Annotated in this window: 24 protein-coding genes; 13 read left to right on the top strand and 11 right to left on the bottom strand. The window is 66.3% G+C overall.

Going from position 1 to position 21,804, the window contains the following annotated elements; genetic code table 11:
- Positions 1-52: 52 nt before the first annotated feature.
- Positions 53-1,057 carry an ABC transporter substrate-binding protein gene (locus tag ACIQC0_RS13180; RefSeq protein ID WP_400535418.1) on the top strand — a complete coding sequence of 335 codons (1,005 nt, stop codon included), beginning with the start codon at positions 53-55 and terminating at the stop codon, positions 1,055-1,057.
- Positions 1,057-2,007 (top strand): siderophore-interacting protein, encoded by a 951-nt coding sequence (locus tag ACIQC0_RS13175; RefSeq protein ID WP_377214302.1) that lies wholly within the window; start codon positions 1,057-1,059, stop codon positions 2,005-2,007. The genes ACIQC0_RS13180 and ACIQC0_RS13175 overlap by 1 nt, the downstream gene beginning before the upstream one ends.
- 43 nt (positions 2,008-2,050) lie before the next feature.
- Here the strand turns inward: ACIQC0_RS13175 and ACIQC0_RS13170 are convergent, their stop codons facing one another.
- Complete coding sequence (locus ACIQC0_RS13170) at positions 2,051-2,782, bottom strand: GAF and ANTAR domain-containing protein (protein ID WP_377214303.1); 732 nt, start codon at positions 2,780-2,782, stop codon at positions 2,051-2,053.
- A gap of 248 nt (positions 2,783-3,030) precedes the next feature.
- Here ACIQC0_RS13170 and ACIQC0_RS13165 point away from each other — a divergent pair, with 248 nt between their 5' ends.
- From ACIQC0_RS13165 to ACIQC0_RS13150, 4 genes are read left to right on the top strand one after another with little or no spacing between them, the layout of a single operon-like run.
- On the top strand, positions 3,031-3,765 hold the full coding sequence (locus tag ACIQC0_RS13165) for a GAF and ANTAR domain-containing protein (protein ID WP_377214304.1): 735 nt from the start codon (positions 3,031-3,033) through the stop codon (positions 3,763-3,765).
- A gap of 42 nt (positions 3,766-3,807) precedes the next feature.
- Positions 3,808-4,140, top strand: a complete 333-nt coding sequence (locus ACIQC0_RS13160) for an ArsR/SmtB family transcription factor (protein ID WP_377214305.1) — start codon at positions 3,808-3,810, stop codon at positions 4,138-4,140.
- Positions 4,141-4,152: 12 nt separating this feature from the next.
- Positions 4,153-4,650, top strand: coding sequence for an SRPBCC domain-containing protein (locus ACIQC0_RS13155; protein ID WP_377214306.1), 498 nt, complete (start codon positions 4,153-4,155; stop codon positions 4,648-4,650).
- An 18-nt stretch (positions 4,651-4,668) separates the two neighbouring features.
- Positions 4,669-5,277 (top strand): DUF1992 domain-containing protein, encoded by a 609-nt coding sequence (locus tag ACIQC0_RS13150; protein ID WP_377214307.1) that lies wholly within the window; start codon positions 4,669-4,671, stop codon positions 5,275-5,277.
- Here the strand turns inward: ACIQC0_RS13150 and ACIQC0_RS13145 are convergent.
- The 4 genes from ACIQC0_RS13145 to ACIQC0_RS13130 all read right to left on the bottom strand — a co-directional run bounded on the left by ACIQC0_RS13145 (position 5,274) and on the right by ACIQC0_RS13130 (position 10,353).
- Positions 5,274-7,610 (bottom strand): transglycosylase domain-containing protein, encoded by a 2,337-nt coding sequence (locus tag ACIQC0_RS13145; protein WP_400535414.1) that lies wholly within the window; start codon positions 7,608-7,610, stop codon positions 5,274-5,276. The genes ACIQC0_RS13150 and ACIQC0_RS13145 overlap by 4 nt on opposite strands.
- 126 nt (positions 7,611-7,736) lie before the next feature.
- Positions 7,737-9,047 carry an ammonium transporter gene (locus tag ACIQC0_RS13140; protein ID WP_377214309.1) on the bottom strand — a complete coding sequence of 437 codons (1,311 nt, stop codon included), beginning with the start codon at positions 9,045-9,047 and terminating at the stop codon, positions 7,737-7,739.
- Positions 9,048-9,243: 196 nt separating this feature from the next.
- On the bottom strand, positions 9,244-10,056 hold the full coding sequence (locus ACIQC0_RS13135; RefSeq protein WP_400535412.1) for a carbon-nitrogen hydrolase family protein: 813 nt from the start codon (positions 10,054-10,056) through the stop codon (positions 9,244-9,246).
- A gap of 63 nt (positions 10,057-10,119) precedes the next feature.
- Positions 10,120-10,353, bottom strand: a complete 234-nt coding sequence (locus tag ACIQC0_RS13130) for a DUF2630 family protein (protein ID WP_377214311.1) — start codon at positions 10,351-10,353, stop codon at positions 10,120-10,122.
- Between the two features lie 120 nt (positions 10,354-10,473).
- On the opposite strand from ACIQC0_RS13130, the gene ACIQC0_RS13125 reads away from it, so the two are divergent.
- Positions 10,474-10,872, top strand: a complete 399-nt coding sequence (locus tag ACIQC0_RS13125; RefSeq protein ID WP_377214312.1) for a hypothetical protein — start codon at positions 10,474-10,476, stop codon at positions 10,870-10,872.
- Positions 10,873-10,919: 47 nt separating this feature from the next.
- Here the strand turns inward: ACIQC0_RS13125 and ACIQC0_RS13120 are convergent, their stop codons facing one another.
- The 4 genes from ACIQC0_RS13120 to ACIQC0_RS13105 are packed head-to-tail and all read right to left on the bottom strand — an operon-like array spanning position 10,920 to position 12,675.
- Positions 10,920-11,258 (bottom strand): DUF202 domain-containing protein, encoded by a 339-nt coding sequence (locus ACIQC0_RS13120; protein WP_377214313.1) that lies wholly within the window; start codon positions 11,256-11,258, stop codon positions 10,920-10,922.
- A gap of 6 nt (positions 11,259-11,264) precedes the next feature.
- On the bottom strand, positions 11,265-11,669 hold the full coding sequence (locus tag ACIQC0_RS13115; RefSeq protein WP_377214314.1) for a YidH family protein: 405 nt from the start codon (positions 11,667-11,669) through the stop codon (positions 11,265-11,267).
- A 37-nt stretch (positions 11,670-11,706) separates the two neighbouring features.
- Positions 11,707-12,066 carry a YnfA family protein gene (locus tag ACIQC0_RS13110; RefSeq protein ID WP_377214315.1) on the bottom strand — a complete coding sequence of 120 codons (360 nt, stop codon included), beginning with the start codon at positions 12,064-12,066 and terminating at the stop codon, positions 11,707-11,709.
- Between the two features lie 24 nt (positions 12,067-12,090).
- Complete coding sequence (locus ACIQC0_RS13105) at positions 12,091-12,675, bottom strand: hypothetical protein (protein WP_377214316.1); 585 nt, start codon at positions 12,673-12,675, stop codon at positions 12,091-12,093.
- 132 nt (positions 12,676-12,807) lie between these two features.
- Here ACIQC0_RS13105 and ACIQC0_RS13100 point away from each other — a divergent pair, with 132 nt between their 5' ends.
- The 4 genes from ACIQC0_RS13100 to ACIQC0_RS13085 all read left to right on the top strand — a co-directional run bounded on the left by ACIQC0_RS13100 (position 12,808) and on the right by ACIQC0_RS13085 (position 17,116).
- Positions 12,808-13,863, top strand: a complete 1,056-nt coding sequence (locus tag ACIQC0_RS13100; RefSeq protein ID WP_377214317.1) for an LLM class flavin-dependent oxidoreductase — start codon at positions 12,808-12,810, stop codon at positions 13,861-13,863.
- Between the two features lie 104 nt (positions 13,864-13,967).
- Positions 13,968-15,065, top strand: coding sequence for a ferredoxin reductase (locus ACIQC0_RS13095; RefSeq protein ID WP_377214318.1), 1,098 nt, complete (start codon positions 13,968-13,970; stop codon positions 15,063-15,065).
- A 13-nt stretch (positions 15,066-15,078) separates the two neighbouring features.
- Entirely contained in the window at positions 15,079-16,239 is a 1,161-nt protein-coding gene (locus tag ACIQC0_RS13090) for a fatty acid desaturase family protein (protein ID WP_377214319.1), read from the top strand.
- 40 nt (positions 16,240-16,279) lie between these two features.
- Entirely contained in the window at positions 16,280-17,116 is an 837-nt protein-coding gene (locus ACIQC0_RS13085) for an alpha/beta fold hydrolase (protein ID WP_377214320.1), read from the top strand.
- A 14-nt stretch (positions 17,117-17,130) separates the two neighbouring features.
- Here ACIQC0_RS13085 and ACIQC0_RS13080 read toward each other — a convergent pair whose 3' ends face one another.
- Positions 17,131-17,874 carry an ANTAR domain-containing protein gene (locus ACIQC0_RS13080; protein WP_377214908.1) on the bottom strand — a complete coding sequence of 248 codons (744 nt, stop codon included), beginning with the start codon at positions 17,872-17,874 and terminating at the stop codon, positions 17,131-17,133.
- 306 nt (positions 17,875-18,180) lie between these two features.
- Between ACIQC0_RS13080 and ACIQC0_RS13075 the strand changes: the two genes are divergently transcribed.
- Positions 18,181-19,029, top strand: coding sequence for an NAD-dependent epimerase/dehydratase family protein (locus ACIQC0_RS13075; RefSeq protein WP_377214321.1), 849 nt, complete (start codon positions 18,181-18,183; stop codon positions 19,027-19,029).
- A 101-nt stretch (positions 19,030-19,130) separates the two neighbouring features.
- On the top strand, positions 19,131-21,005 hold the full coding sequence (locus ACIQC0_RS13070; RefSeq protein ID WP_400535407.1) for a S8 family serine peptidase: 1,875 nt from the start codon (positions 19,131-19,133) through the stop codon (positions 21,003-21,005).
- Here ACIQC0_RS13070 and ACIQC0_RS13065 read toward each other — a convergent pair.
- Positions 21,002-21,745, bottom strand: coding sequence for a FadR/GntR family transcriptional regulator (locus ACIQC0_RS13065; RefSeq protein ID WP_400535405.1), 744 nt, complete (start codon positions 21,743-21,745; stop codon positions 21,002-21,004). The two genes, ACIQC0_RS13070 and ACIQC0_RS13065, sit on opposite strands and share 4 nt — an antisense overlap.
- Positions 21,746-21,804 lie beyond the last annotated feature (59 nt).

Genomic DNA, 21,804 nt, shown 5'->3' with positions numbered 1-21,804 from the left:
GTAAGGCTAACCTTATGCGTCGCATCCCCGTTCCTTGTATGAAGGCATAACCGTGAAACTTCGCATCACCCGGCACCTCACAGCTGCCGCCGCCGGCCTGGCCCTCCTGGCCACCGCGGCCTGCGGCGCCCCGGCCGCATCCACCGGCGACGCCAGTGCTCCCTCCGAGACCGCCGGCTTCCCGCTGACCATGCAGCACACCATGGGCTCCACCACCCTCGAATCAGTGCCGAAGCGTGTCGTGGCGCTGGACCCCAGCTACATCGATGCAGCCCTGCTGCTCGAGGCTGACCTGGTGGGCTATGTCCAGTACCGCCAGGACCCCAAGGCGCCGTTCGCGCCGTACCTCGGCGACGTTGCCGAGGCCACCAAGGACTCCGTGAACGTGGGCACGCTGGCCGAGCCGAACCTGGAAAAGATCCTTGAACTCGAACCGGACCTGATCGTCTCCGCCAAGGTGCGCCACGAGGCCCTGTACTCGCAGCTGTCCAAGATCGCGCCCACCATCTTCTCTGAGAGCACCGGCCCCACTTGGAAGGAAAATGTCGTTTTCCTCGGCGAGGCGATGGGCAAGAAGGAAAAGGCCCAGGACCTGGTCAAGGCCTATGAGGAGCGCGCCGCAAAGGTCGGTGCCGAGATCCTCGCCAAGAACCCGGACGCTACGTACTCCCTGGTCCGCTTCACCGGCGGCGACACCGCACGGCTGTACTCCTCCAACTCGTTCATCGGCGAGATCATGACGGACATGAACATCCCCCGCCCCGAGGGCGCGCCGGACACCCAGGAAAAGATCTTCGTTCCACTGTCCGCTGAGCAGATCCTGCAGGGCGACGCCGGCCTTGTCATGGTCAGCGCCTTCACCCCGGAGGGACCCGAAGGCGAAGAAGCGCGCGCGCAGCAGGCCAAGTTCCAGTCCAACCCGCTGTGGAAGAAGCTTGAAGGCGACGTCATCGAGGTGGACGATGCAACCTTCCTGGCCTCCGTCAGCATCCAGGGCGCCCACTCCGTGATCACGGATCTCGCCAAGCACTACGGCGTGGACCCGCAGTTGCCGTAGTGAGCCTAGCTATTCGGCCGGTCCCCGTCTCCCTGCACCCGGTGCGGGTATTCGGGGCTGCCGTGTCGGAAGTGCGGGACCTGGGCCCGCACTTCCGCCGCATCACGTTCGCCGGCCCGCAGCTGGCCCGTTTCGGCGTCCCCGGGCCCACCCGGGACCTCCGCATCAAGCTTCTCCTGCCCTCCCCGGGGCATGCGCCGTCCGAGCCCGGACCGCTGTTCCTGCCCGGTGGCCCGGACGGTACCCTCCACGCCGGCTGGTACCAGGACTGGCTCCGGCGGGACCTGCCCGGCCGCGGCCACATCCGCAGCTACACCGTGCGCGCGCTGAGGCAGGCAGGCGCGGCCCGGGAGATCGACGTCGACGTTGTCCTCCGCGCCAGGGATGGCACCCCGGCCGGACCCGGATCATCGTGGGCGGCCGCCGCCGTCGTGGGTCAGCCGGTGTGGTTCGTTGGGCCCGACGCCGAAGCCATTACGCCGGCCACGCCGCTGCCCGAAGCGGGCATTAACTGGCGCCCCGGCACCGCCGGGCGTGTGCTCCTTGCCGGTGACGAAACGGCAACACCCGCCATCTGCTCCATCCTGGAGTCCGTGCCCGCGCATGTCCGCGGCCATGCGTTCCTCGAGGTCCCGGCAGCGATGGACATCCAGCCGCTGTCGACGCCGGGCCGCATCCAGGTCACATGGCTGCATCGGGGCGGCGGACCAGTTCGCGGAGAGCGGCTGGTCGGGGCCGTACGGCAGGCATTGCAGCAGGCAATTGCAGACGGCGGGCGGCCGCCCGGATACGCATGGGTCGGCGCCGAGGCCGCAACGGTCCGCACCCTCCGGCGGGTGATGTCCGGGTTTGGCGTGGACACCAGGAACGGCGAATTCCGCGGGTACTGGAGCGAGGGCAGGGCCGGATCGGGCGTCAACGGCACACCCGTGGCGCCTGAGCGCCGCTGACTTTCCCCGCGTGGATGCTCCTGGGTGCGGGACGGTCGGCGGGTTATTCGTCGAAGTGTGTGTCAATCTTTTGCTCACCCGACACCGAAGCGATCACTGTGGCGGCCAAGTCCCGCACTTTGACGTTGCGGGTGCTGGAGGCCCTGGTCAGGATGCTGAACGCGGTGTCCCGGCTGCACCGGTTTTCCGCCATGATCACCCCGATGGCCGTGTCGATCATTGTCCGCGACTGCAGCGCCGCCGTCAGGTCCTCCTTCGCCTCGCTGAGTTGGGAAATCCGAAGGGACAGCCGCAGCGCGCCCGCCGCTTGTTCCGCAAACGCTTCTACCGTGGCGATGCTGTCGCTGGGGAAGCTGTGGCGGGACGGGGCGTAAAGGTTCAGGACGGCGTCGGCCTCCCCCGCCAGATCCAGGGGAACGGCGAGGATCGAGGCCACGCCGTTGCTGGCGGCGGCGCGGATGTATGCCCGCCATCGTTCTTCGGCGGCGAGGTCAGGAACCAGTACCGTGGACCTGGTCCGCAGGGCGGTGAGGCACGGCCCGTCGCCGAATCCGTTCTGCAGCTCATCCAGGGCCCGGGCGGTGATGTCACTGGCGGCGACGGCTTCCGGCCGCTTTCGCCGCAGCACCGTGACCCCGCTGTGGACGGGGCTGCCCGGAGAGGAGAGCCGCCCGGAGGCGAGCGTGGCCAGTTCGGTGAGGAAACTCCGGATGTCCGGGTTCGCCAGCACCATTTCCTGCATGGTCAGGTCAGTTTCCGCGTCGCGGGTGTTCACTGCCGGTCACGCTCCACGGGGGCCGCCCTGTTGCTGGTCGACGAGGCGGGGGTCATTGCAATGTTTATGGCCATTCGGCCCTACTTCCCAAACGCCGCCCTGCGGGTGGCTGGTGGCCGCCGCTCTTGGGTGCGGGGCGGCCCGGACAGTCAACCCCCGGATCCTGTCGCTATCCCGAAGTCTCCTGCTATCGACACTACGCCCCTGCCGGGCCATGCGATACACGGCGGGGCCAGTAGGATGGCCGCATGCCGACATCAACCGAACGCGGGCCCGTCCACCAGCTTCAGGAAATTCTGGTGGGCGCGGAAAACGCGATGGATTTCCTGTCCGGTCTCTCCGGGATGGCGGCAGCCGCGGTCTCGGAAACCGCCGGTGACCACATCGAATGCGCTGTAACCCTCAAGGCCAAACGCAAACCCGCGACGGCGGCAGGCAGCAGCCAGCGCGCACTGGACCTTGACCACGTGGAGCAGGCCCTTGGCGACGGTCCGTGCATCAGGGCGCTGCGGGAAATGTCCCCGGTGATCATCGACGACGTCAGCAGGGATCCGCGGTGGCCCGCCTACAACCGGCAGCTCGCGGAGAACGATGTCCACAGCACTTTGGGCGTGCCGCTGGAGATCGGTCCGGATGCCAGTGCCGCCTTGAACTTCTTTGCCGGCAGGCCCGGCGTCTTCACCGCAGATGTCTACGAGCAGGCCGTGGGTTTCGCGGGCGCCGCGCAGAACACGCTTCGGCTATCCGTGCGGATCACTTCCGCGCAGAGCAGGGCGGAGGACCTGGAGGCGGCCCTGGAGAGCAGGACCGCCATCAATCTGGCGTGCGGGGTGATCATGGCGCAGAACCGCTGCTCGCAGGCTGAGGCCATGGACATCCTCACCAAGGTTTCCAGCAACCGCAACCGCAAGTTGCGGGACGTGGCCCGCGAGCTCATTGAGCAGCTGTCCGGAACCTCAATTGAGACGCACTTCGATTCCTGAAACTGTTGACTCCTCCGCGGGATGGGAATATCGTACAACCAAATGGTTGTAGATCAGCTCCCTGAAACAGAACTCGACCGCCTGTTCCAAGCGCTCGCAGACCCCACCCGACGTGACATTGTCCGGCGGGTGACGGTGGCTGGGTACTCGGTGTCCGGCCTCGCTGATCTCTATGCCATGAGCTTCGCCGCAGTCCAGAAGCATGTGGCGGTGCTGGAGCGCGCGAACCTGGTGAGCAAGGAAAAGCGCGGAAGGGAGCAGTTGGTGCGGGGCAGCCGTGAAGGCCTGCAGAAAGCCCGTCTGCTGCTCGACGAATACGAAATGATCTGGCGGCAACGCGCCGGCCGGATTGCTGACATTCTCGCTGAAAACTAGGACGGCACAGCCATGACAGTCATCAGTATGGACAAAAACCCCGAGGCACTCTGCCTCACCCTCGTCGCGGAGTTTGACGCCGCCGTCGACCGCGTCTGGAACCTGTGGGAAGACCCGCGGCAACTGGAACGCTGGTGGGGGCCGCCCACCTGGCCAGCGACGTTTGAGAAGCTCGATTTTGTCCGCGGCGGACGCGCGAGTTACTACATGACCGGCCCGGAGGGGCAAAAATCGCGTGGCTGGTGGGAATTCACCGCCATTGACGCGCCGCGCCAGCTTGAGTTCGATGACGGTTTTGCGGATGACGACGGCAACCCCACCGGCGATCTCGGCATCACCCATGCCGAGGTGACCCTTGAGGATGTCGGCGGGCGGACCCGGATGACGATCCACTCGAAGTTTGAGTCGGAGGAGCAGATGGAACAGATGGTGGCCATGGGCATGGAAGAGGGCCTCAAGGGCGCCGTGGACCAGATGGACGGCATCCTGGCCGAACACGCCAACGCCTGAGCTTTCGGAGGGCATGGAATGGCGGGGGGATCCGACGGATTTCGGAACCGGCTGGAACGGGCGGCGGAGCTGAGATCGTACCGGGGAGCGGGTATCAGCGCGGAGGAGGAAGCCGCGCTGGAAGCCGCCGAAGCCCGCGAACGTGAAAAGCGCCGGAAGGTGGGAGACGCTGCCCGCGCCGATTACCTGATCCGTGACGCCATGGCCCAGGGCAAGTTCGACAACCTCAAATACGCGGGCAAGCCGATTCCCGGCCTTGGGGAAGCGTACGACCCCGATTGGTGGGTCAAAGGCCTCCTGGAACGGGAGAACATCAGTGGCATGGGGCCCGCAGCGATACTGCTCCGTAAGGAGGATGCCGGGCTCGATGCCACCCTGGACTCGCAGTACACCGAACAGCAGGCGCGGGACCTCCTGGAGGACTTTAACCGCAGGGTCATCGACGCGCGCCGCCAGCTGCAGGGTGGTCCGCCGGTAGTTACCAAAACCCGCGACGTGGAAACCGAGCTGGCCCGGTGGCGCAAACGGCGGGCGGCTCGTGTTGTTGAGGAGCCGTCGGCCGCACCCGCCGGGCCGCGGGGATGGAGCAGCCGGTGGTGGCGGAAGGTGTGGCGCGGGGAAAGCTAACGGCCGGGAGGCGCCGGCGGCCTGCCACCGCCTTGACGTTCGGAACCGCTATCCGGCCCGCTCGGGGTGGCACCACCGGTGGATCCGTCGTTTTGGCTGGAGGGTGCCGGGCCGGTGCCCCCGGTGGACACCGGGCCGGCGCCCCCGGTGGACGTCCCGGGGCTGGGCGACGGAGAAGGCGGCGTCCCGTACATCGATGCCGGCGGCGGCGGGAACTCCTTCCGCGGATACAGCGGACCCACCTTGAGCATGTAGTTGGCCCACTGCGGCCCGGCGATCATGTAGCCGTCCAGCCGCTCGTAGAACACGCCGTTGATGGTGACGTTCTGTCCCGGCCGGTCCTGGCCTTCCAGCGCGTCGCCAAAGAAGGATGCCGTGGCCAGTCCGCTGGAGTACCCCACAACCCAGGTGGAGCCGTTGTTGTTGGACGTGCCGGTTTTCGCGCCGACCGGGAACTTCGTGTGGACCTTCGGCTCGATCCATACACCCGAGCCCTTCTTCATGACGTCCTGCAGCACCGCGTTGACCCCGCGTGCCACCTGCGGCTTGAGCGCGTCCCGGCATTCCGTGGTCTGCGCCGGCAACCTGCCGCCCGTGACATCACGGATTTCCAGGATGGCGATGGGTGCGCAGTAGCGGCCATCGTTGGCGAACGTGGCGTACGCATTGGCAAGGTGCAGCGGGGCCACTCCGATGGCACCCAGCAGGTTGCCCAGCTGGTGCATATTAATCTGGGCTCCATCCAGGCCGCTATGCAGGCCCACCGCGTCCACCACCTTCTGGATGCCGCAGAAGTCCAGCTGGGTGGCGGAGGCAAAGGTGGCCGTGTTGATCGAGTTGTAGAGTCCATAGTTGATGGGCATCGGCCGGTAGAAGCCGGGTTCAGCGTTCTGCAGGTCGTCGGCAGCCCCCAGCTCCGGGTTGTTCTGCGCTGTGCTGTAGGCGCCCATCACCCGGCCGCAGCTGGATCGCCACGGGAAGCCCACCGGGTAGACCCTTCGGGAAGCATCGATCATTGCGGTGAGTGACTTCCCCTCATTCAGCCATTCCGCAAACGTAAACGGCTTCATGGTCGAGCCCGGCTGGAAACCGCCCGCGCCGTTAAGGTCGTTCCCCTCCGGATCCTTGGCGTCCACATTGAAATTCAGGTGGGTATCAAACTTCCCCCTGGCCGGCAGGATCACCGTGTTCTGCGCCATCGCCAGGATCTTTCCGGTGCCGGGCTGCACCGTCACCAGGGCTGCGCCCCAGCGGTCCGGGTTGGCGCCGGCCGTCCCGTTGACCTGCGTCTGGGCGGCTCCCTGCAACCGGCTGTCCAGAGTGGTGATGATGGTCAGCCCGCCGCGGTACAGCTTGCGCTGCCGTTCGATCAGGCTGGTGCCGTAGGCAGGATTGTTCAGGATCAGGTGCGAAACGTAATCGCAGAAGTATGGTGCGATGGCCGCGTAGGCACAGCCCTGCCGCTGGGGCGTGAGCTTCAACTGGATGGGGGTTGCCACCGCGGCGTCGTGCTCGGCGTCGGTGATCATGCCCTGGCGCAGCATCTCGGACAGGACCTGGTTGCGGCGCACGATCGACTTGTCCGGATTGATGGCCGGGTTGTAGAACGTGGGGCTGTTGACCAGGCCGGCCAGGAGCGCCGCCTGGGGGAGGGTCAGCTTCTTGGCGGTGCTGCTGAAGAAGTAGCGCGCCGCGGCTTCGATCCCATAGGCCTCGCTGTTGAAGAAAACGATGTTCAGGTAGCCCTCAAGGATCTGCTCCTTGGTGAACTTCTTCTCCAGTGCGATGGCCAGCTTCATCTCCCGCAGCTTGTCGCCCATGTCCTTCTGGCCGCTGAGGATCACCTCGTCGGGACGGTCCTGCGAGAGCCGGGCCTCGTTGACCACGTTGGTGACGTATTGCTGGGTGATGGTGGAAGCCCCCTGCTGGCCGCCCGTGGTGAGGTTGGAAACTACCGCCCTGGCAATGGCCTGCGGGTCGATCCCGGCGTGTTCGTAGAACCGGCTGTCCTCGATCGCCACCACCGCATTCCTGACGTACGGAGACATCTGGCCCAGCGGGATCCGCACCCGGTTCTCCGCGAAGAACGTGGCGATCAGCTTGCCGTCGGAGGTGAGCACCCTGGTGGATTGCGACGGCGGCTGCACCGTCAGCTCGTCGGGCAGGTTCTCGAAAAACCCAATGGATCTGCTGACTCCCAGCCCGGCTGCCGCCACCGCCGGAACCACCAGGCTGGCCGCCAGGACGCCGCACACGACGCTCGCGGCAATGAACCCGATAAAGCGTGCCAAGACGGCGCCAACGCCGTACTTGCGCTTCATTGTCTGTGCCATTCAGCTGCCCCTGAGCCTCGGAGGTGGCATCAGACTACGCCGCAGCGGTGGGCCGATCCAGAGACATGCAGGTCAGGATTTGGTCACGTTTACCGGACCAGAGCAGGTGCCGCGGCCTGAACGCACTCAGGCGAAGGAGTCTTCCTTGGCGCGTGCCGCCGTCGTGCTTTCCTGGTGTGAACGCAGGTGTCCGAGCGGGTTGAAGCCGGCCCCGGCCTCCCCGAAGGCGTAGGCGGTTTCAGCGTGTTCGGACAGGTCCACACCTGCGGTCTCGGCTTCGTGGCTGACCCGGAAGCCAACGGTCTTGTGGATCGCCCGGCCGATCACCAGGGTGCCGATGCCGGAGAGCAGAACGGTGATGACGACGGCCGCGGTCTGGGCGATCAGCTGCTGGAAACCGCCGCCGTAGAACAGGCCTCCACCCGCGCCGTCCACCGGCAGGGCGATGAATCCGAGGGCCAGGGTGCCGATGAGACCGCCGCCCAGATGCACGCCCACAACATCCAGGGAGTCGTCCAGGCCGAAGCGGTATTTGAGGTCGACGAACCAGCAGCACGCGGCGCCCGCCACCAGGCCCAGCCCGACGGCGGCCACTGGGCTGATGTTGGCGCAGGAGGGGGTGATCGCCACCAGGCCGGCCACGACGCCCGACGCGGCACCCAGCGAGGTGGGGTGGCCGTGGCGGATCTTCTCGACAACCAGCCAGCTGAGCATGGCGGCAGCGGGGGTGACCAGGGTGTTGATCCAGATGAGGCCGGCCTGCTCGGCGCTGGTGGCGGCTCCGCCGTTGAAGCCGAACCAGCCGAACCAGAGAATCGCGGCACCCAGCATGATGAACGGGATGTTGTGCGGGCGGTGGTTGGGATCCTTGGCGAAGCCGTGCCGCTGGCCCACGATCAGTGCGAGAACCAGCGCCGCAGTGCCGGAGCTGATTTCGACGACGGCGCCGCCCGCGAAGTCTATGACCTGGCCGAACGCTGCGGTCACCGCGCCGTCCGGTCCCATGAGTCCGCCGCCCCAGATCATGAACGCCAGGGGGCAGTACACCACGGTGATCCACACAGGGACGAACATCGACCAGGCGCTGAACCTGGCCCGGTCCGCGATGGCCCCGCTGATCAGGGCCACGGTGATGATGGCGAACGTTGCGCTGTAACCGGCGGAGATCAGGTCCGGTGAACCCATCATGTCCTGCAGGCCAAAGTGGGTAGCCGGGCTGCCGACGATGCCCAGCACGCTGTCGCCGGTAGCCATGGAATAGCCCCAGAGAACCCAGACCACGCCGACTATCCCGGCCGAGATGAAGCTCATCATGATCATGTTCAGCGCGGCCTTGGCGCGGGTCATGCCGCCGTAGAAGAGGCCAAGCCCGGGGGTCATCAGCAGTACCATCGCGGCTGAAATCATCAGCCAGACGTGTTGGGCAGTGATCTCCACCGGAAGGTCCCTTCGCATGTAAACGGCAAACGGGGGAGCTGGCTGCACGCCCCGTGTTTCCCCCGCCGTCCATTTTTCGGGTCCAGTGTTTCCGCTAATCGAGCGTCAAGTTGCGGTCACGTTACACAAATTGCCGTTGCGTGAAGATCGCGTGTCGCCGATGTTTCGGAAATGTTAACGCGGCCTCTCGGCGCGGTCAGAATCGCCGTGCGTTGGCCAGCACGGGGAGCTTCCGGCGGGCCTGAGCTACCTCTGCGGGATCGAGGTCGACGACGGCGAGCTCAGGTTCGGCGCCCAGCGTCACCAAGGGGGCGCCCAGGGGAGTGATGACGGCACTGTGCCCGATGCCGGTCGGAGCCGTCCCGGGGGTATCGGAAGTTTCGGCGCCACCGGCGCCAACGCTCGCCGGGTCGGCCTGGCCGCACGCCACCACGAACGTGGTGCTGTCCAGGGCTCGGGCCCGTACCAGGAGGTCCCACTGTTCGGACTTGCCCGGACCGGCGCCCCAGGACGCGCAAAGGATGGTGACCTGCGCTCCGGCATTGGCGTTGGCCGTAAAAAGCCCGGGGAAACGGACGTCGTAGCAGGTCGCCAGTCCGAAGACCGTACCGTTGTACTCGAACGTCACCGGGGCCTCGCCGGCGTCCACCGTCTCGGACTCGGTGAAGCCGAACGCGTCGAAAAGGTGCACCTTGTCGTATGAGGCTTCCACTCCGGGTCCGGTGACCAGGAGCGTGTTCCGCACCCGCCCGTCCTTGCCGGGGGTGAACATCCCCGCCACCACCGCGATGCCGTGCTCGCGCGCGATGTCGCGGACCGCCGTCGCCCACGGTCCGTCCAGCGGTTCGGCGATGCCGCGCAGTGAGTTGCCGAACGCCCGCATGGTGGCCTCGGGGAACACCACCAGTCCAGCCCCCGCGGCCTTGGCCCTGCCGGTGTAGTCCCGGACCAGGTCCAGGTTCGCAGCCGGGTCGGCGCTGCTGATGATCTGGGCGACTGCGATGCGCATGGAAAGGCTCCAACCTGTTGTCAGGGTTGTTCGTTGAACGCGTTTACCTTGTAGCCTACGGGCCTACTGCCGGTAGCCCTCCACCTCGCTGACGGGGCGGGCCTCGGCGTCGTTGGGGTCCTCGCCGGAGCGGATCTTAGCCCGCCGCTGCCGGAGCAGGTCCCAGCACTGGTCCAGGCTTTCCTCCACCTGGCGCAGGCGGGTGCGGTCCGGCGCCTGCCCGTCGGCGGGTTCGCGCAGGGAATGCTCCTCCTCCACGAGGGCCTGGATGCGCGTCAAAATATCCTGGTCGTTCATGGCGTCTCCTTCGTCGCTGTCCGCGGGCGTGTTTGCGGCCGCGTCCGGATTCCCAGCGTACGGAGTCGCGGCCCCGGCCACCACCCCGGGAAGCCCGTCCCGCGCTGTACGATCTTCACCATGACCACCGTGCTCGATCTGGCAGGTCCAATCCTGGAAATGCTGACCTGGTTGTGCCTGCCCGCTGGGCTCGGACTCCTCTCTTATGCCGGCTTCATGCGCCGTTTCGTCCATCCATGGGAGGTGGCGCAGGGAGTGGTCTATTCGGACATCACCGGCGTGGGATTCCGGTGGGCGGACCGCAGGCATCAGGTGCATCAGGCGCCGATGTCGCCCCACGACATCAAGGACATGGCCGCGGGCGACACCCTCCCCATCTACTACCACCCGAAGCGGCCCACCCAGTGGCGCATGGTCACGCCGGAACAGCCGGGCCGGACGGCAGGAATCCTGGGCGCCTGGCTCACGGGCATCGGGGCGGTGGCGCTGGTGGCGGGCTTCCTGCTCCCGATGTTCTAACTGGGCGGCCAGCGCCGCACCGCGCCGACTGCCCTGCGGTGCGCTGACTATCCGGCGAGGACGACGCCGATTCCCAGGGTTCCCAGCGCCACCCCGGCAAAAGCGGTCCACAGGACGGCGGAGACGTCTGCCTCCACGCTTTCGGACGCTATTCCTTGCGCGCGGTGGCTGTACCGGCGCCGCTGCGTCAGGTAGATGGCCAGCGCCGCAGCTGAGGAGACGGCGAACAACAGCAGGATGGGCAGCCCGTGGATCGGCAGCCAGCGGAGGAAGAACGCGCTCACGGTGGCCAGCGCCATCATGGTGCGGCCCCAGGCCAAGGCGGTCCGTTCCGGCTGGAGTCCGGGGTCACCGTGCAGGGTGGAGGCGGGGCGGTAGCGGGCCATTGGGTGTTAACGCCAGAGGACAAAAACCAGCACGACGGCGGCCGCCAGCGCGCCCGCCGCGGCCAACAGCGGCACGATGAGCGGCAGGGGGAGGGGCGCCTTATTGCGCATGCTCCGTTCCACGCGGAGCCAGCGTACCGCTGAGCCGCCGCTGAGCAGCATGCCCAGCAGGAGCAGCAGGATGGCGAGGCCCTTCCGGAGGGGCTCCAGGAACAGGTCGCCCGTGAAGGCCTCAATGGCGATGCCGCCGGCCAGGAGGGCGAGGGACGTCCGGATCCACGCAAGGAACGTCCGTTCGTTCGCCAGGGTGAAACGGGGGTCCGGTTCCTCGCCGCCGGGCAGCAGCCGCTGGGCGACTTTACCGCGCGATGGCGGAACGGGGGCGTGGGCGGGCGGCTCGCTGTTGGTCACGGTGCCAGTTTAGCCGGGGCGCTTATCAGGACTGCCGCTAGCCTGCGCTCCGCGGTGCGAACATGATGACGGCAACGCCCAGCAGGCAGATGACGGAGCCGGCCACGTCCCAGCGGTCGGGCCGGAAACCGTCGAACACCATGCCCCAGGCCAGTGACCCGGCAACGAACACGCCGCCGTAGGCCGCCAGGATCCGGCCGAAATGGGCGTCCGGCTGGAGGGTGGCCACGAATCCGTATGCCCCCAGGGCCAGGATGCCCAGGCCAGCCCACCACCAGTCCTTTCCTTCCCGTACCGATTGCCACACCAGCCAGGCCCCGCCGATTTCAGCCGCGGCGGCCAGAGCGAACAGCAAGACGATCCTGGAGGCGGTGAGAGCCTGGGCTAAGTTGTCCACCCAGCCATCATCCCAGCAGGAGGCCTACGGGTTGCCGATCATGACCGTCAGCGATGAGCCCTTGGCCTGCGAGATCACTCCGCTAGCGAAGGAAGGCGTCCCGGTGACCACGGCCTCCTGCGACGTTCCCCTGAGGCTGAACCGGTTGACGAACTGCCCGGGCAGGATGGTCCTGGAGTTGGTGCCTCCCCGCATGACAGGGCCAGTGCCCTGCCAGGTCAGGTCCAGGTAGATCTGGCTTCCATCGGAAAGCAGAACGGTGGCAACGGCGTGGACAAAGTCCTTATCGAAGGTGAAGACGTCGGTTGGAGCTGATCCATAAGCGGAGTAGTAGAACTCTTGGGTGCAGTCGTTGAAGCTGTATGTCGAATAGAACATGGTGCTTCCTTCCTCCGGGCTATAGCCGGCGCCGGCCATGACAGAAGTGAAGGTACAGCCGTCCGGGGACACCATGTCCGAGTAAGCCTCTGCGAACTGTGACCTGTAATCCACCCTGAATGTGGTGGCGGCCGACGCCGGCGAAGCCACGAGGAGGCCGCCGCTAAGGATTCCGAGCAGGGCCATAACCATGGCAGCGAAACGGACAGGCTGCAGGTTTTTCCGATGCATGACACACTTCTTTCCTGGATGGGAGGCCGCCCCACGCGGGGCGGATCCTGGAAGCGTCCCACACACTCAACAGGCGGCACAGAGTCTTTCGGCCCGGGGAATTCCCGCGCCGCCTGCCCTGTTGGGCCAGATATGAAGAACGTTGGTTTCCTTTCCTTCGGCCATTGGGGCCCCGGTCAGGGCTCGCGCACCCGGACGGCAGCGGACGCACTGCTCCAGGGCATCGAACTGTCGGTAGCCGCCGAAGAACTGGGCCTGGACGGTGCGTACTTCAGGGTGCACCACTTTGCGCGCCAGCAGGCGGCACCCTTTCCCCTGCTTTCCGCCATCGCAGCCCGGACCAGCCGGATCGAAATCGGCACCGGGGTCATCGACATGAGGTACGAGAATCCCTTATATATGGCCGAGGAAGCCGCCGCCACGGACCTGATCAGTGGCGGCAGGCTCCAGCTGGGCATCAGCCGGGGCTCACCTGAACCCGCCCTGCAGGGCGCGTCCGCGTTCGGATACCGGCCCCTGCCGGGGGAAACGGACGCTGACATGGCCCGCCGGCACGCAGGGGAGTTCCGGAATGCCATCGGCGGCGCCGGCGTGGCGCAGTCGGACCCGCGCTATGCGGGTGTTGCGACCGGACTGCTGCCCGTCCAGCCCCAGTCGCCCGGCCTGCGGGAGCGCATCTGGTGGGGCGCCGGGACTAGGAACACCGCCGTGTGGGCAGCGGAGCAGGGCATGAACCTGATGAGTTCCACCCTCCTGACCGAGGACACGGGAGTCCCCTTCCACGAACTCCAGGCCGAACAGATCCGACTCTTCCGCGAGGCCTGGACCGCCGCGGGCCACAAACACGCCCCGCGGGTGTCCGTCAGCCGCAGCGTGCTGCCCATCGTGGACGACCAGGACCGGCGGTACTTCGGTGGCAGCGCCCTGCGCGATACCCGGGACCAGGTAGGTGTCATCGACGGCCTGACCGCCCGGTTCGGCAAGAGTTACGTCGGAGAACCGGAAGCCCTGGCCAAACAACTTGCCGGCGATGCTGCCGTTCAGGCGGCAGATACCCTGCTGGTCACGGTCCCCAACCAGCTGGGAGTGGACTTCAACTCGAAGCTTTTGGGTAACATCATGGGTATACTAAGCATGCTTACGGAATACGACGGGGAACCATCCGCCCATGCCAGCCGTTACTCTTAGAGTGCGGCTGTGGGGGCTTAGCGCCACCATTTACAGTGTGACTGCGGAACGGTCATATGACGGAGAGAGAGAACTATGGCTCGCGCCGCATTAGGCTTGATCGCATGATCCGGTTACGGCAATTGGCCCAGGCGGCCACTGTGCTCACCACGCCCCTGGCGCCGGAGGACATCCTTGCACTGTTCAATCCGGTCTATTCCGCGCGCCAGCTGCGCGGCGTAGTCACGCGCGTGGTGCAGGAAACCGCCCAGTCCGCCACGATCTTTTTCCGCCCCGGCCGCGGCTGGAAGGCGCACCTTGCTGGCCAGTGGGCGCGCATCGGCGTCGAACTCGACGGGGTCCGCCACTGGCGCTCCTACTCGTTGAGCGCCCCTGCCGGCAAGGATCCGGCCATCACGGTGACTGACGTCGGCGCCGTCTCCGGCACCCTCGTCCGGACCACCAAACCGGGCGACGTATTGTTCCTCGCGCCGCCGCAGGGTGATTTCGTGCTCCCGGAACATCCCCGCCCGCTCCTGATGGTCACCGCCGGCAGCGGCATCACTCCGGTGATGTCCATGATCCGCACGCTGGTGCCACGACGCCCGGATGCCGACGTCGTGCTGGTCCACTCGGCCCGCAGCCCCGGCGACAGCCTCTTCCGGGAGGAACTTGCCGAGCTCGCGGACCAGTTCCCCAACTTCCGCCTGGCACACTGGTTCACCGGAGAACAGGGCCGGATGGACTTCTCCAACACCGAGCAGCTCGACGAGATCTGCCCGGACTGGAAGGAACGTGCTGCCTACGCCTGCGGTCCTGACAGCTTCCTGGATGACGCCGAAGCGCTCTGGAACCGGGTCGCACTCACCGCCGCCGGCGCCGGTACCGACCTCGCCGTCCCCGGTGAACCCGGGAACCTCATGATTGAACGGTTCAACACCACGTTCAACGCGGGCGTGGGACACGACGGCGGACTGGTCACCTTCGAGGCCTCGGACCGGGAAGTCGAGGCCGACGGCGATACTCCCCTTTTGGACATCGGCGAGGACGCCGGGGTGCTGATGCCCAGCGGCTGCCGGATGGGCATCTGCCACAGCTGCCTCACACCGTTGCTGGCCGGCCAGGTCCGCGACCTCCGCACCGGGGAAATCCATGGCGAACCCGGCCAACTGATTCAAACGTGTGTCTCGGCAGCCGCCGGACCCGTCAACCTCGAACTCTGAGGAGCATCAAGGTATGTCTGTCATTTCACCCTCCAAGCCAACACCCACGCGCGCCCGCCCCGGCAAGCTCGCCGAATCGGGCAGCCCCACGGTCCGTCCTCCCGCCGCCGCGCACCTCACCGACGAGCAGGTGGCGGAGCTGGGCCGCGAGCTCGACGCAATCCGCGACGAGGTCCTTGCCAAGCGCGGCGCAGAAGACGCCGCCTACATTCGCCGCGTGATCAAAGTCCAGCGGGCCCTGGAGATCTCCGGCCGCGCCGCGCTGCTGGTCAGCAAGAACAAGGCCGCCTGGGTCACCGGAACCACGCTGCTGAGCCTGGCCAAGATCCTGGAAAACATGGAGATCGGGCACAATGTGCTCCACGGCCAATGGGACTGGATGCGGGATCCCGACATCCACTCCACTACGTGGGAGTGGGACTTCGTCACGCCCTCACGCTCCTGGCAGCACACCCACAACGACCTCCACCACCGCTGGACCAACGTCGTGGGCAAGGACAACGACGTCGGATACAACCTCCTGCGTATGGACGAGAACCAGCCGTGGAAGCCGATGAACCTCGGCAACCCCCTGTACAACGCCATTTTGGCGCCCTTTTTCGAGTGGGGCATCGCCATCTACGACCTTGAGCTCACGGAGTTCAAGGAAGGCACGAAGTCCAAGGAAGCGCTGCTTAAGGACCTCAAGGCCCTCGGCAAGAAGGTTGTCACCCAGTTCACGAAGGACTATGCCGCGACCCCGGCCGTTGCCATGCTCACCGGCTCCGGCAAGCAGGCACTCTACGGCACCATCACGGCCAACGCCGTGCGGAACGTGTGGGCCCACGCGGTGATCTTCTGCGGCCACTTTCCCGAAGGTACTGACACCTTCACGGAGGAAATGGCCGAAGGCGAAACCCGCGGCGACTGGTACATCCGCCAGATGATCGGTTCCGCCAACATCTCCGGGTCGAAGTTCATGCACATCATGACGGGCAACCTTTCGCACCAGATTGAGCACCACCTCTTCCCGGACCTGCCCTCCAACCGGTACGCCGAGGTGGCGCCCAAGGTCCGGGAAATCTGCCAGCGGTACGGTCTGAGCTACACCACCGGGCCGCTGCTGAAGCAGGTCGGCTCCACCTGGGGCAAAATTTTCCGGCTGGCACTGCCCGGCAAGGCAGCCAAGGCCTGATCCGGAGGGCACCGATACCAGTCGAGAAAGGACCGAAGCGATGGCATACATCACCGTAGGAACTGAAAACAGCACTGACATCGAGCTCTATTACGAGGACCACGGCACCGGGCAGCCGGTGGTACTGATCCACGGCTACCCGCTGGACGGTTCGTCCTGGGAGAAACAGACGGCCGCCCTGCTCTCGGCCGGCTACAGGGTCATCACCTATGACCGCCGCGGTTTCGGCAAGTCGGGCAAACCCACTGTGGGCTATGACTACGACACCTTCGCCGCGGACCTCAAGGTTCTCCTGGACACCCTGGACCTGAACGACACCGTCCTGGTGGGCTTTTCCATGGGAACCGGCGAGGTGGCCCGCTACCTCTCCACCTACGGTTCAGGCCGCGTGGCCCGTGCCGCCTTCCTTGGGTCGCTGGAACCGTTCCTGCTGAAGACCGGCGACAACCCGGACGGTGTCCCGCAGGAAGTGTTCGACGGGCTGATGGAGGCCGTCACGGCGGACCGGTACGCGTTCTTCACGGAGTTCTTCAAGAATTTCTACAACGCGGACACGTTCCTGGGAACGCCGCGGCTCAGCCAGGAAGCGGTCAACGCCAGCTGGAACCTGGCTGCTTCCTCCGGCGCCACCGCGTCCGTGGCCGCCCAGCCCACCTGGCTCACGGACTTCCGGAAGGACATTCCCAAGATCGACGTCCCTGCCCTGATCCTGCACGGCACCGCGGACAACATCCTTCCCATCGAAACGACGGGGCGGCTCTTCGCCAAGGCCCTGCCCGCAGCGGAGTACGTCGAGATCGAGGGTGCGCCGCACGGGCTCCTCTGGACGCACGCCGCCGAGGTCAACGAGGCGCTGCTCGCTTTCCTGGCCAAGTAGCAGGCGCCGGCCCGCTACCCGTCGTAGTGGGTGCGGGCCGGTCCCTGGCCCAAGGAATTGACCACGGCGGCAGCCACGTCATGCAGTTTGGAATTCCGGGTGCTGGACGCCGTCCTGAGGATCTCGAACGCGTCGCTCTGGCTGCAGCGGTTCTGGGCCATGATGATGCCTACCGCCATGTCGATCACCGTACGCGTCTCCAGGGTGGCCCGGAGGTTTGCTGCGGTTTCGCTGTAATGGGCGAACCTGACGGCCAGGCGCAGTGCCAGCGAAGCCTGGGTCACGAAGTCTTCGGCAATGTCCAGGACTCGGCCGGCAAAGCGGTGGGGGCGTCCCGAATACAGCAGCAGGGCAGCCTTGGTTTCGCCTTCGAGTTCGAAGGGGATCGCCACCACGGAGCGCACGCCTTGGGCCAGGACTGCCTCGGCGTAGTCCGGCCATTCTGTTTGCTGCTCCAGGTCCCGGACATGGACGGTTTCCCGGGAATCGGCTGCCGACAGGCTGGGCGTGCGGCTGAACTGGTATTCGAGCTCACCGACAGCCTTGGCGTCATGGCTGCTGCTGGCGACCGTGGCAGCTTTCCGCTGGCGAAGCAGGGTGATGGCACAGAGCATCTCGTCGCCGGGCTCGGTGAGGTTGCGGGCAGACACCTGCGCGAGTTCGTTAAGGAAGTCCTCAACGTCGGAGCTGTTGAGGACCAGTTCGTGCAGGTGTTCGGTGATGGAGGTTTCGGTTTTAGCTGTTGACTCGCTGGCCACGATTATTAGTGCCATTCGCTCAGGTCAAAACGAGCCGGCAACACACAGCCGTCCCGCCGTCAGGCCGGGATGCGGTGGAGGTCGCTGGATTGACGCGCTTTCCAACGGCCTGCTGCTAAACCGATATGCACGAGTATATACATCCCCGGGAGTGCGCCGGTGTCATCATGACGCGCCCATCCAGGGCCGCGCAGGGGCGCCCTGGCAGGTAGTCTCGGTGTACGCGGACGGGGCCCGCCGCCGTCGTAATTCGATGCCCGTTCCGCCTGCGCGGAACCGGACGCACGCCCGAACGGAAGGACACCGATGAAGATCGCAGTAACCGGAGGCAGTGGCAAGCTCGGACGGCACGTGGTGCACAGGCTGATCGAGGACGGGCACCAGGTACTCAACCTGGACCGGGCCGGCAGCCGCAGTCCCGGCCTGGTCGTGGTGGACCTTCGCGATTACGGCCAGGTGGTGGACGCTCTGCTGGGCGTGGATGACCGGCATACCGGGTTCGACGCCGTCGTGCACTTGGGTGCCATTCCGGCGCCGGGCCTTCTTCCGGATGCCGCGACGTTCGAGAACAACATGCTCTCCACCTACAACGTGTTCCAGGCAGCGCGGCGGGCCGGGATCAAAAAGGTGGTGTACGCCTCCAGCGAGACGGTGCTGGGGCTGCCGTTCGACATCGATCCTCCCTACATTCCGGTCGACGAGGAGTACCCTGCCCGCCCCGAAAGCACCTACTCCCTGGTGAAGCACCTCGAGGAACAGATGGCCGTTGAGCTGACCCGCTGGGACCCGGAACTGAGCATCGTGGCCCTGCGCTTCTCGAACGTCATGGACGTGGAGGACTACAGGGAATTCCCGTCCTTCGACGCCGACGCCACGCTCCGCAAGTGGAACTTGTGGGGCTATATTGACGGCCGGGACGGGGCACAGGCCGTGGCCCGGGCGCTGGAGAACGGAAAGCCCGGATTTGAGGCGTTCATTGTCGCCAACGCGGACACGGTGATGAGCCGCTCCAGCGCCAGCCTCGCGGCGGAAGTATTTCCGGCGGTGAAGGTCACCCGCGAACTCGGCGAGCACGAGACCATGCTGGCGATCGACAAGGCCCGGCGTCTGCTGGGCTTTGAGCCCCAGCACTCCTGGCGGGACCACCAGGGCTAAGCCCGGCAGATCCGCAGGGGGCGCCAAAGGTTGGCACAGGATCGTGCAAGGAGCGGGCCCGGGCGGGCGGCCCGTTCCTATCCTTTTTGTAGCGGGGTTATGTGACCGCTTCCCACGTCCGACATTGCCACCCCAAGGATCCTCCGATTCGCATCTTCCCCTTCGCCCGCAAAGCCCTTGCTGTGGCCGTTCCGGCCCTCGCGCTCGTCACCGTTTCCGTACCGGCCCAGGCCGCTCCTGCGGCAGATCCTGCACCGGCCGGCCGCTATATTGTCCAATACACGCCGGGGGCCGATGTGGCCGCCGAGGCTGCCGGGCTCAAGGCCCAGGGGTTGGCAGTGGGCCGGACCTTTGCCCACGCCTTCCGCGGCGCCGTGGTAACCGCCACCCCGGCCCAGGCTGCAGCCCTGGCGCGCTCCGGCCGGGTGCTGTCAGTGGAAGCGGATGCCCGGGTGAGCGCCACCGAGTCGCAGCAGCCGTCCCCGTGGGGCCTGGACCGGCTGGACCAGCGGGCCCTTCCGCTCTCGGGCTCCTACACCTGGACCGCTTCCGGTTCCGGCGTGAAGGCCTACGTCGTGGACACCGGCATCCTGGCGTCCCACTCGGAGTTCGGCGGCCGGGTGGCCGGAGGCTGGACAGCAGTGGCCGACGGACGCGGGACCGGTGACTGCAACGGCCATGGCACACACGTTGCGGGCACGGTTGCCGGCGCCACCTACGGCGTGGCAAAGGGCGCCACAGTGGTTCCCGTCCGCGTCCTGGACTGCAACGGGTCCGGCTACAACTCCGATGTTGTGGCCGGCCTGGACTGGATCGCGGCCAACCATGCCGCCGGCGAGCCCGCCGTTGCCAACCTCAGCCTGGGCGGCGGCACCAGCACCGCGGTGGATTCCGCCGTGCAGGGAGTCATCAATGACGGCGTCACTGCGGTGGTGGCCGCCGGCAACTCTGCCGTCGATGCCTGCGGCAGTTCCCCCGCCCGGGTGCCGGCCGCGGTGACCGTGGCCGCCAGCGACTCCGCCGACCGGCAGGCGTCCTTCTCCAACTACGGTTCCTGCGTCGACCTGTACGCGCCCGGGGTTGCCATTGCTTCCGCCTCCTACACCTCCACTACCGCCGCGGCCTCCATGTCGGGGACATCCATGGCAGCACCCCACGCCGCCGGCGCAGCCGCGGTCCTGCTCTCGCTGAACCCCGCGTTTACTCCTGCGCAGGTCGCCGGATCACTGACCGCCAACGCGACGGCGGGAGCCATCACGGGCAGCAGCGCCGGCACGCCGAACCGTCTCCTGTATTCACCGCCCGCGCAGGCTGCGCCTGCTGCTCCCTCCGCACCTGCACCCACCGTCACGGCCGTGGGCCCTGCCGCCAAGTCCACGGGGGTGGTGCCGGGCGCCAATGTCACGGCAACCTTCAGCACCGGTGTGCAGGGTGTTGGATCTTCCACTTTCGTGCTCAGGACCGCTGCCGGGACCACGGTGCCAGCAGCTGTGTCCTACAACCCGACCACACGGACCGCGGTCCTGGACCCCACGTCCAGCCTGGCCGCCGACACCATGTACACCGCCACGCTGGTGGGCGGCAGCGCAGCCATCCGGGACGCCGCGGGGACGCCGCTGGCGACCGCCAGCTGGACGTTCCTGACGGGCCCGGCTCCGGTGATCACGGGCTTTGCACCGGGAAGCAATGCACTCCTGGTCAAGCGGGGCAGCAACATCACGGTGACGTTCAGCGAGGCGGTCCAGGGTGTTGGAACCGGGACCTTTACGGTAAAGAATGCCTCCACCGGTGCGACGGTTTCTGCCCGGTTATTCCGCAACGGGACTACCAACCAATGGATCCTGGATCCCAGCCTGGCTCTGGCCAAGAAGACGAAGTACACGGTGGCGCTCACCGGCGGAACTGCCGGTATCCGCGACCTGGCCGGGAATGCGCTTGCTTCCAAAACCTGGCAGTTCACCACGGGTTCGTTCTAGGCGGGGAGCTGGCCGTCCTGCTGATGGCTTGACCAGATGTGGCCCATCTCTTCGGTGGACTGCTCAACAATCCGGGACATTGCGGCATGGGCGGCTGCTGCCTCGCCGCGCTGGATGGCACTGGCTACATCGACGTGAAGCTGCAGCGCCTCGTGCTGGGGCAAATGCGGCATCAGGCCATGTTGTGTGCGCCCGGTCAGAACCTCCGCCACAAGGTTCTGGAGCTGCGAAAACATTGCGTTGCCCGAGGCTTTGAGGACTGCCGTATGGAACTCCACATCCAGTCGGAGGAACTCATCCTGGTTGCCGCTCTGGCCTGCCGCCCAGAGCCGTGCTGCGAGCGAGACCAGCTGGCTGCCGCCGTCCCAGGACACCCTGCCGGCCGCAAGCCGGGCTGCGTGCGGTTCGATCGCTCCACGCAGCTCGTTCAGGGCCTGTAGTTGTTCCAGTCGTCGTGATGATGCCAAACGCCATCGGATGACCTCGGGGTCGTAAAGGTTCCAGGCCTCTTCCGGTTGAACTACGGTCCCGAACCGGCGCCGGGACTCCAACAGACCCTTGGACGAGAGAACCCTGGCGGCCTCGCGGACAACTGAGCGGGAGACCTTGTGCTCAACTTCCAGCTCATCCAGGCGCAGTATCGAGTGCGGCGCCAGGCGCCCATCGGCGATCGCAAGCCCCAGTTTCTGCACGAGCGACGCGTGCAGGTCCTGGGATGATTCCGCCTTTGGGGTCTTCATTCTTAAATCATACGGGCTTCAGGTAAAGGGTTGTTTAAGTCTGCCTTATTTACCTATGA

The sequence above is a fragment of the Pseudarthrobacter sp. NPDC092419 genome (assembly GCF_044755045.1).
Lineage (GTDB): Bacteria > Actinomycetota > Actinomycetes > Actinomycetales > Micrococcaceae > Arthrobacter.
Note: the sequence above shows the minus strand (reverse complement) of the source record. Positions and strands in the feature narration are given on the sequence as shown.

Excerpts from the sequence above, each read along its gene's own strand:
- ACIQC0_RS13165 (WP_377214304.1), top strand. The coding sequence starts at position 3,031 with ATGCCGACATCAACCGAACGCGGGCCCGTCCACCAGCTTCAGGAAATT.
- ACIQC0_RS13160 (WP_377214305.1), top strand. The coding sequence starts at position 3,808 with ATGGTTGTAGATCAGCTCCCTGAAACAGAACTCGACCGCCTGTTCCAA.
- ACIQC0_RS13155 (WP_377214306.1), top strand. The coding sequence starts at position 4,153 with ATGACAGTCATCAGTATGGACAAAAACCCCGAGGCACTCTGCCTCACC.
- ACIQC0_RS13150 (WP_377214307.1), top strand. The coding sequence starts at position 4,669 with ATGGCGGGGGGATCCGACGGATTTCGGAACCGGCTGGAACGGGCGGCG.
- ACIQC0_RS13145 (WP_400535414.1), bottom strand. The coding sequence starts at position 7,610 with ATGGCACAGACAATGAAGCGCAAGTACGGCGTTGGCGCCGTCTTGGCA.
- ACIQC0_RS13135 (WP_400535412.1), bottom strand. The coding sequence starts at position 10,056 with ATGCGCATCGCAGTCGCCCAGATCATCAGCAGCGCCGACCCGGCTGCG.
- ACIQC0_RS13130 (WP_377214311.1), bottom strand. The coding sequence starts at position 10,353 with ATGAACGACCAGGATATTTTGACGCGCATCCAGGCCCTCGTGGAGGAG.
- ACIQC0_RS13125 (WP_377214312.1), top strand. The coding sequence starts at position 10,474 with ATGACCACCGTGCTCGATCTGGCAGGTCCAATCCTGGAAATGCTGACC.
- ACIQC0_RS13120 (WP_377214313.1), bottom strand. The coding sequence starts at position 11,258 with ATGGCCCGCTACCGCCCCGCCTCCACCCTGCACGGTGACCCCGGACTC.
- ACIQC0_RS13105 (WP_377214316.1), bottom strand. The coding sequence starts at position 12,675 with ATGCATCGGAAAAACCTGCAGCCTGTCCGTTTCGCTGCCATGGTTATG.
- ACIQC0_RS13100 (WP_377214317.1), top strand. The coding sequence starts at position 12,808 with ATGAAGAACGTTGGTTTCCTTTCCTTCGGCCATTGGGGCCCCGGTCAG.
- ACIQC0_RS13095 (WP_377214318.1), top strand. The coding sequence starts at position 13,968 with ATGATCCGGTTACGGCAATTGGCCCAGGCGGCCACTGTGCTCACCACG.
- ACIQC0_RS13090 (WP_377214319.1), top strand. The coding sequence starts at position 15,079 with ATGTCTGTCATTTCACCCTCCAAGCCAACACCCACGCGCGCCCGCCCC.
- ACIQC0_RS13085 (WP_377214320.1), top strand. The coding sequence starts at position 16,280 with ATGGCATACATCACCGTAGGAACTGAAAACAGCACTGACATCGAGCTC.
- ACIQC0_RS13075 (WP_377214321.1), top strand. The coding sequence starts at position 18,181 with ATGAAGATCGCAGTAACCGGAGGCAGTGGCAAGCTCGGACGGCACGTG.
- ACIQC0_RS13065 (WP_400535405.1), bottom strand. The coding sequence starts at position 21,745 with ATGAAGACCCCAAAGGCGGAATCATCCCAGGACCTGCACGCGTCGCTC.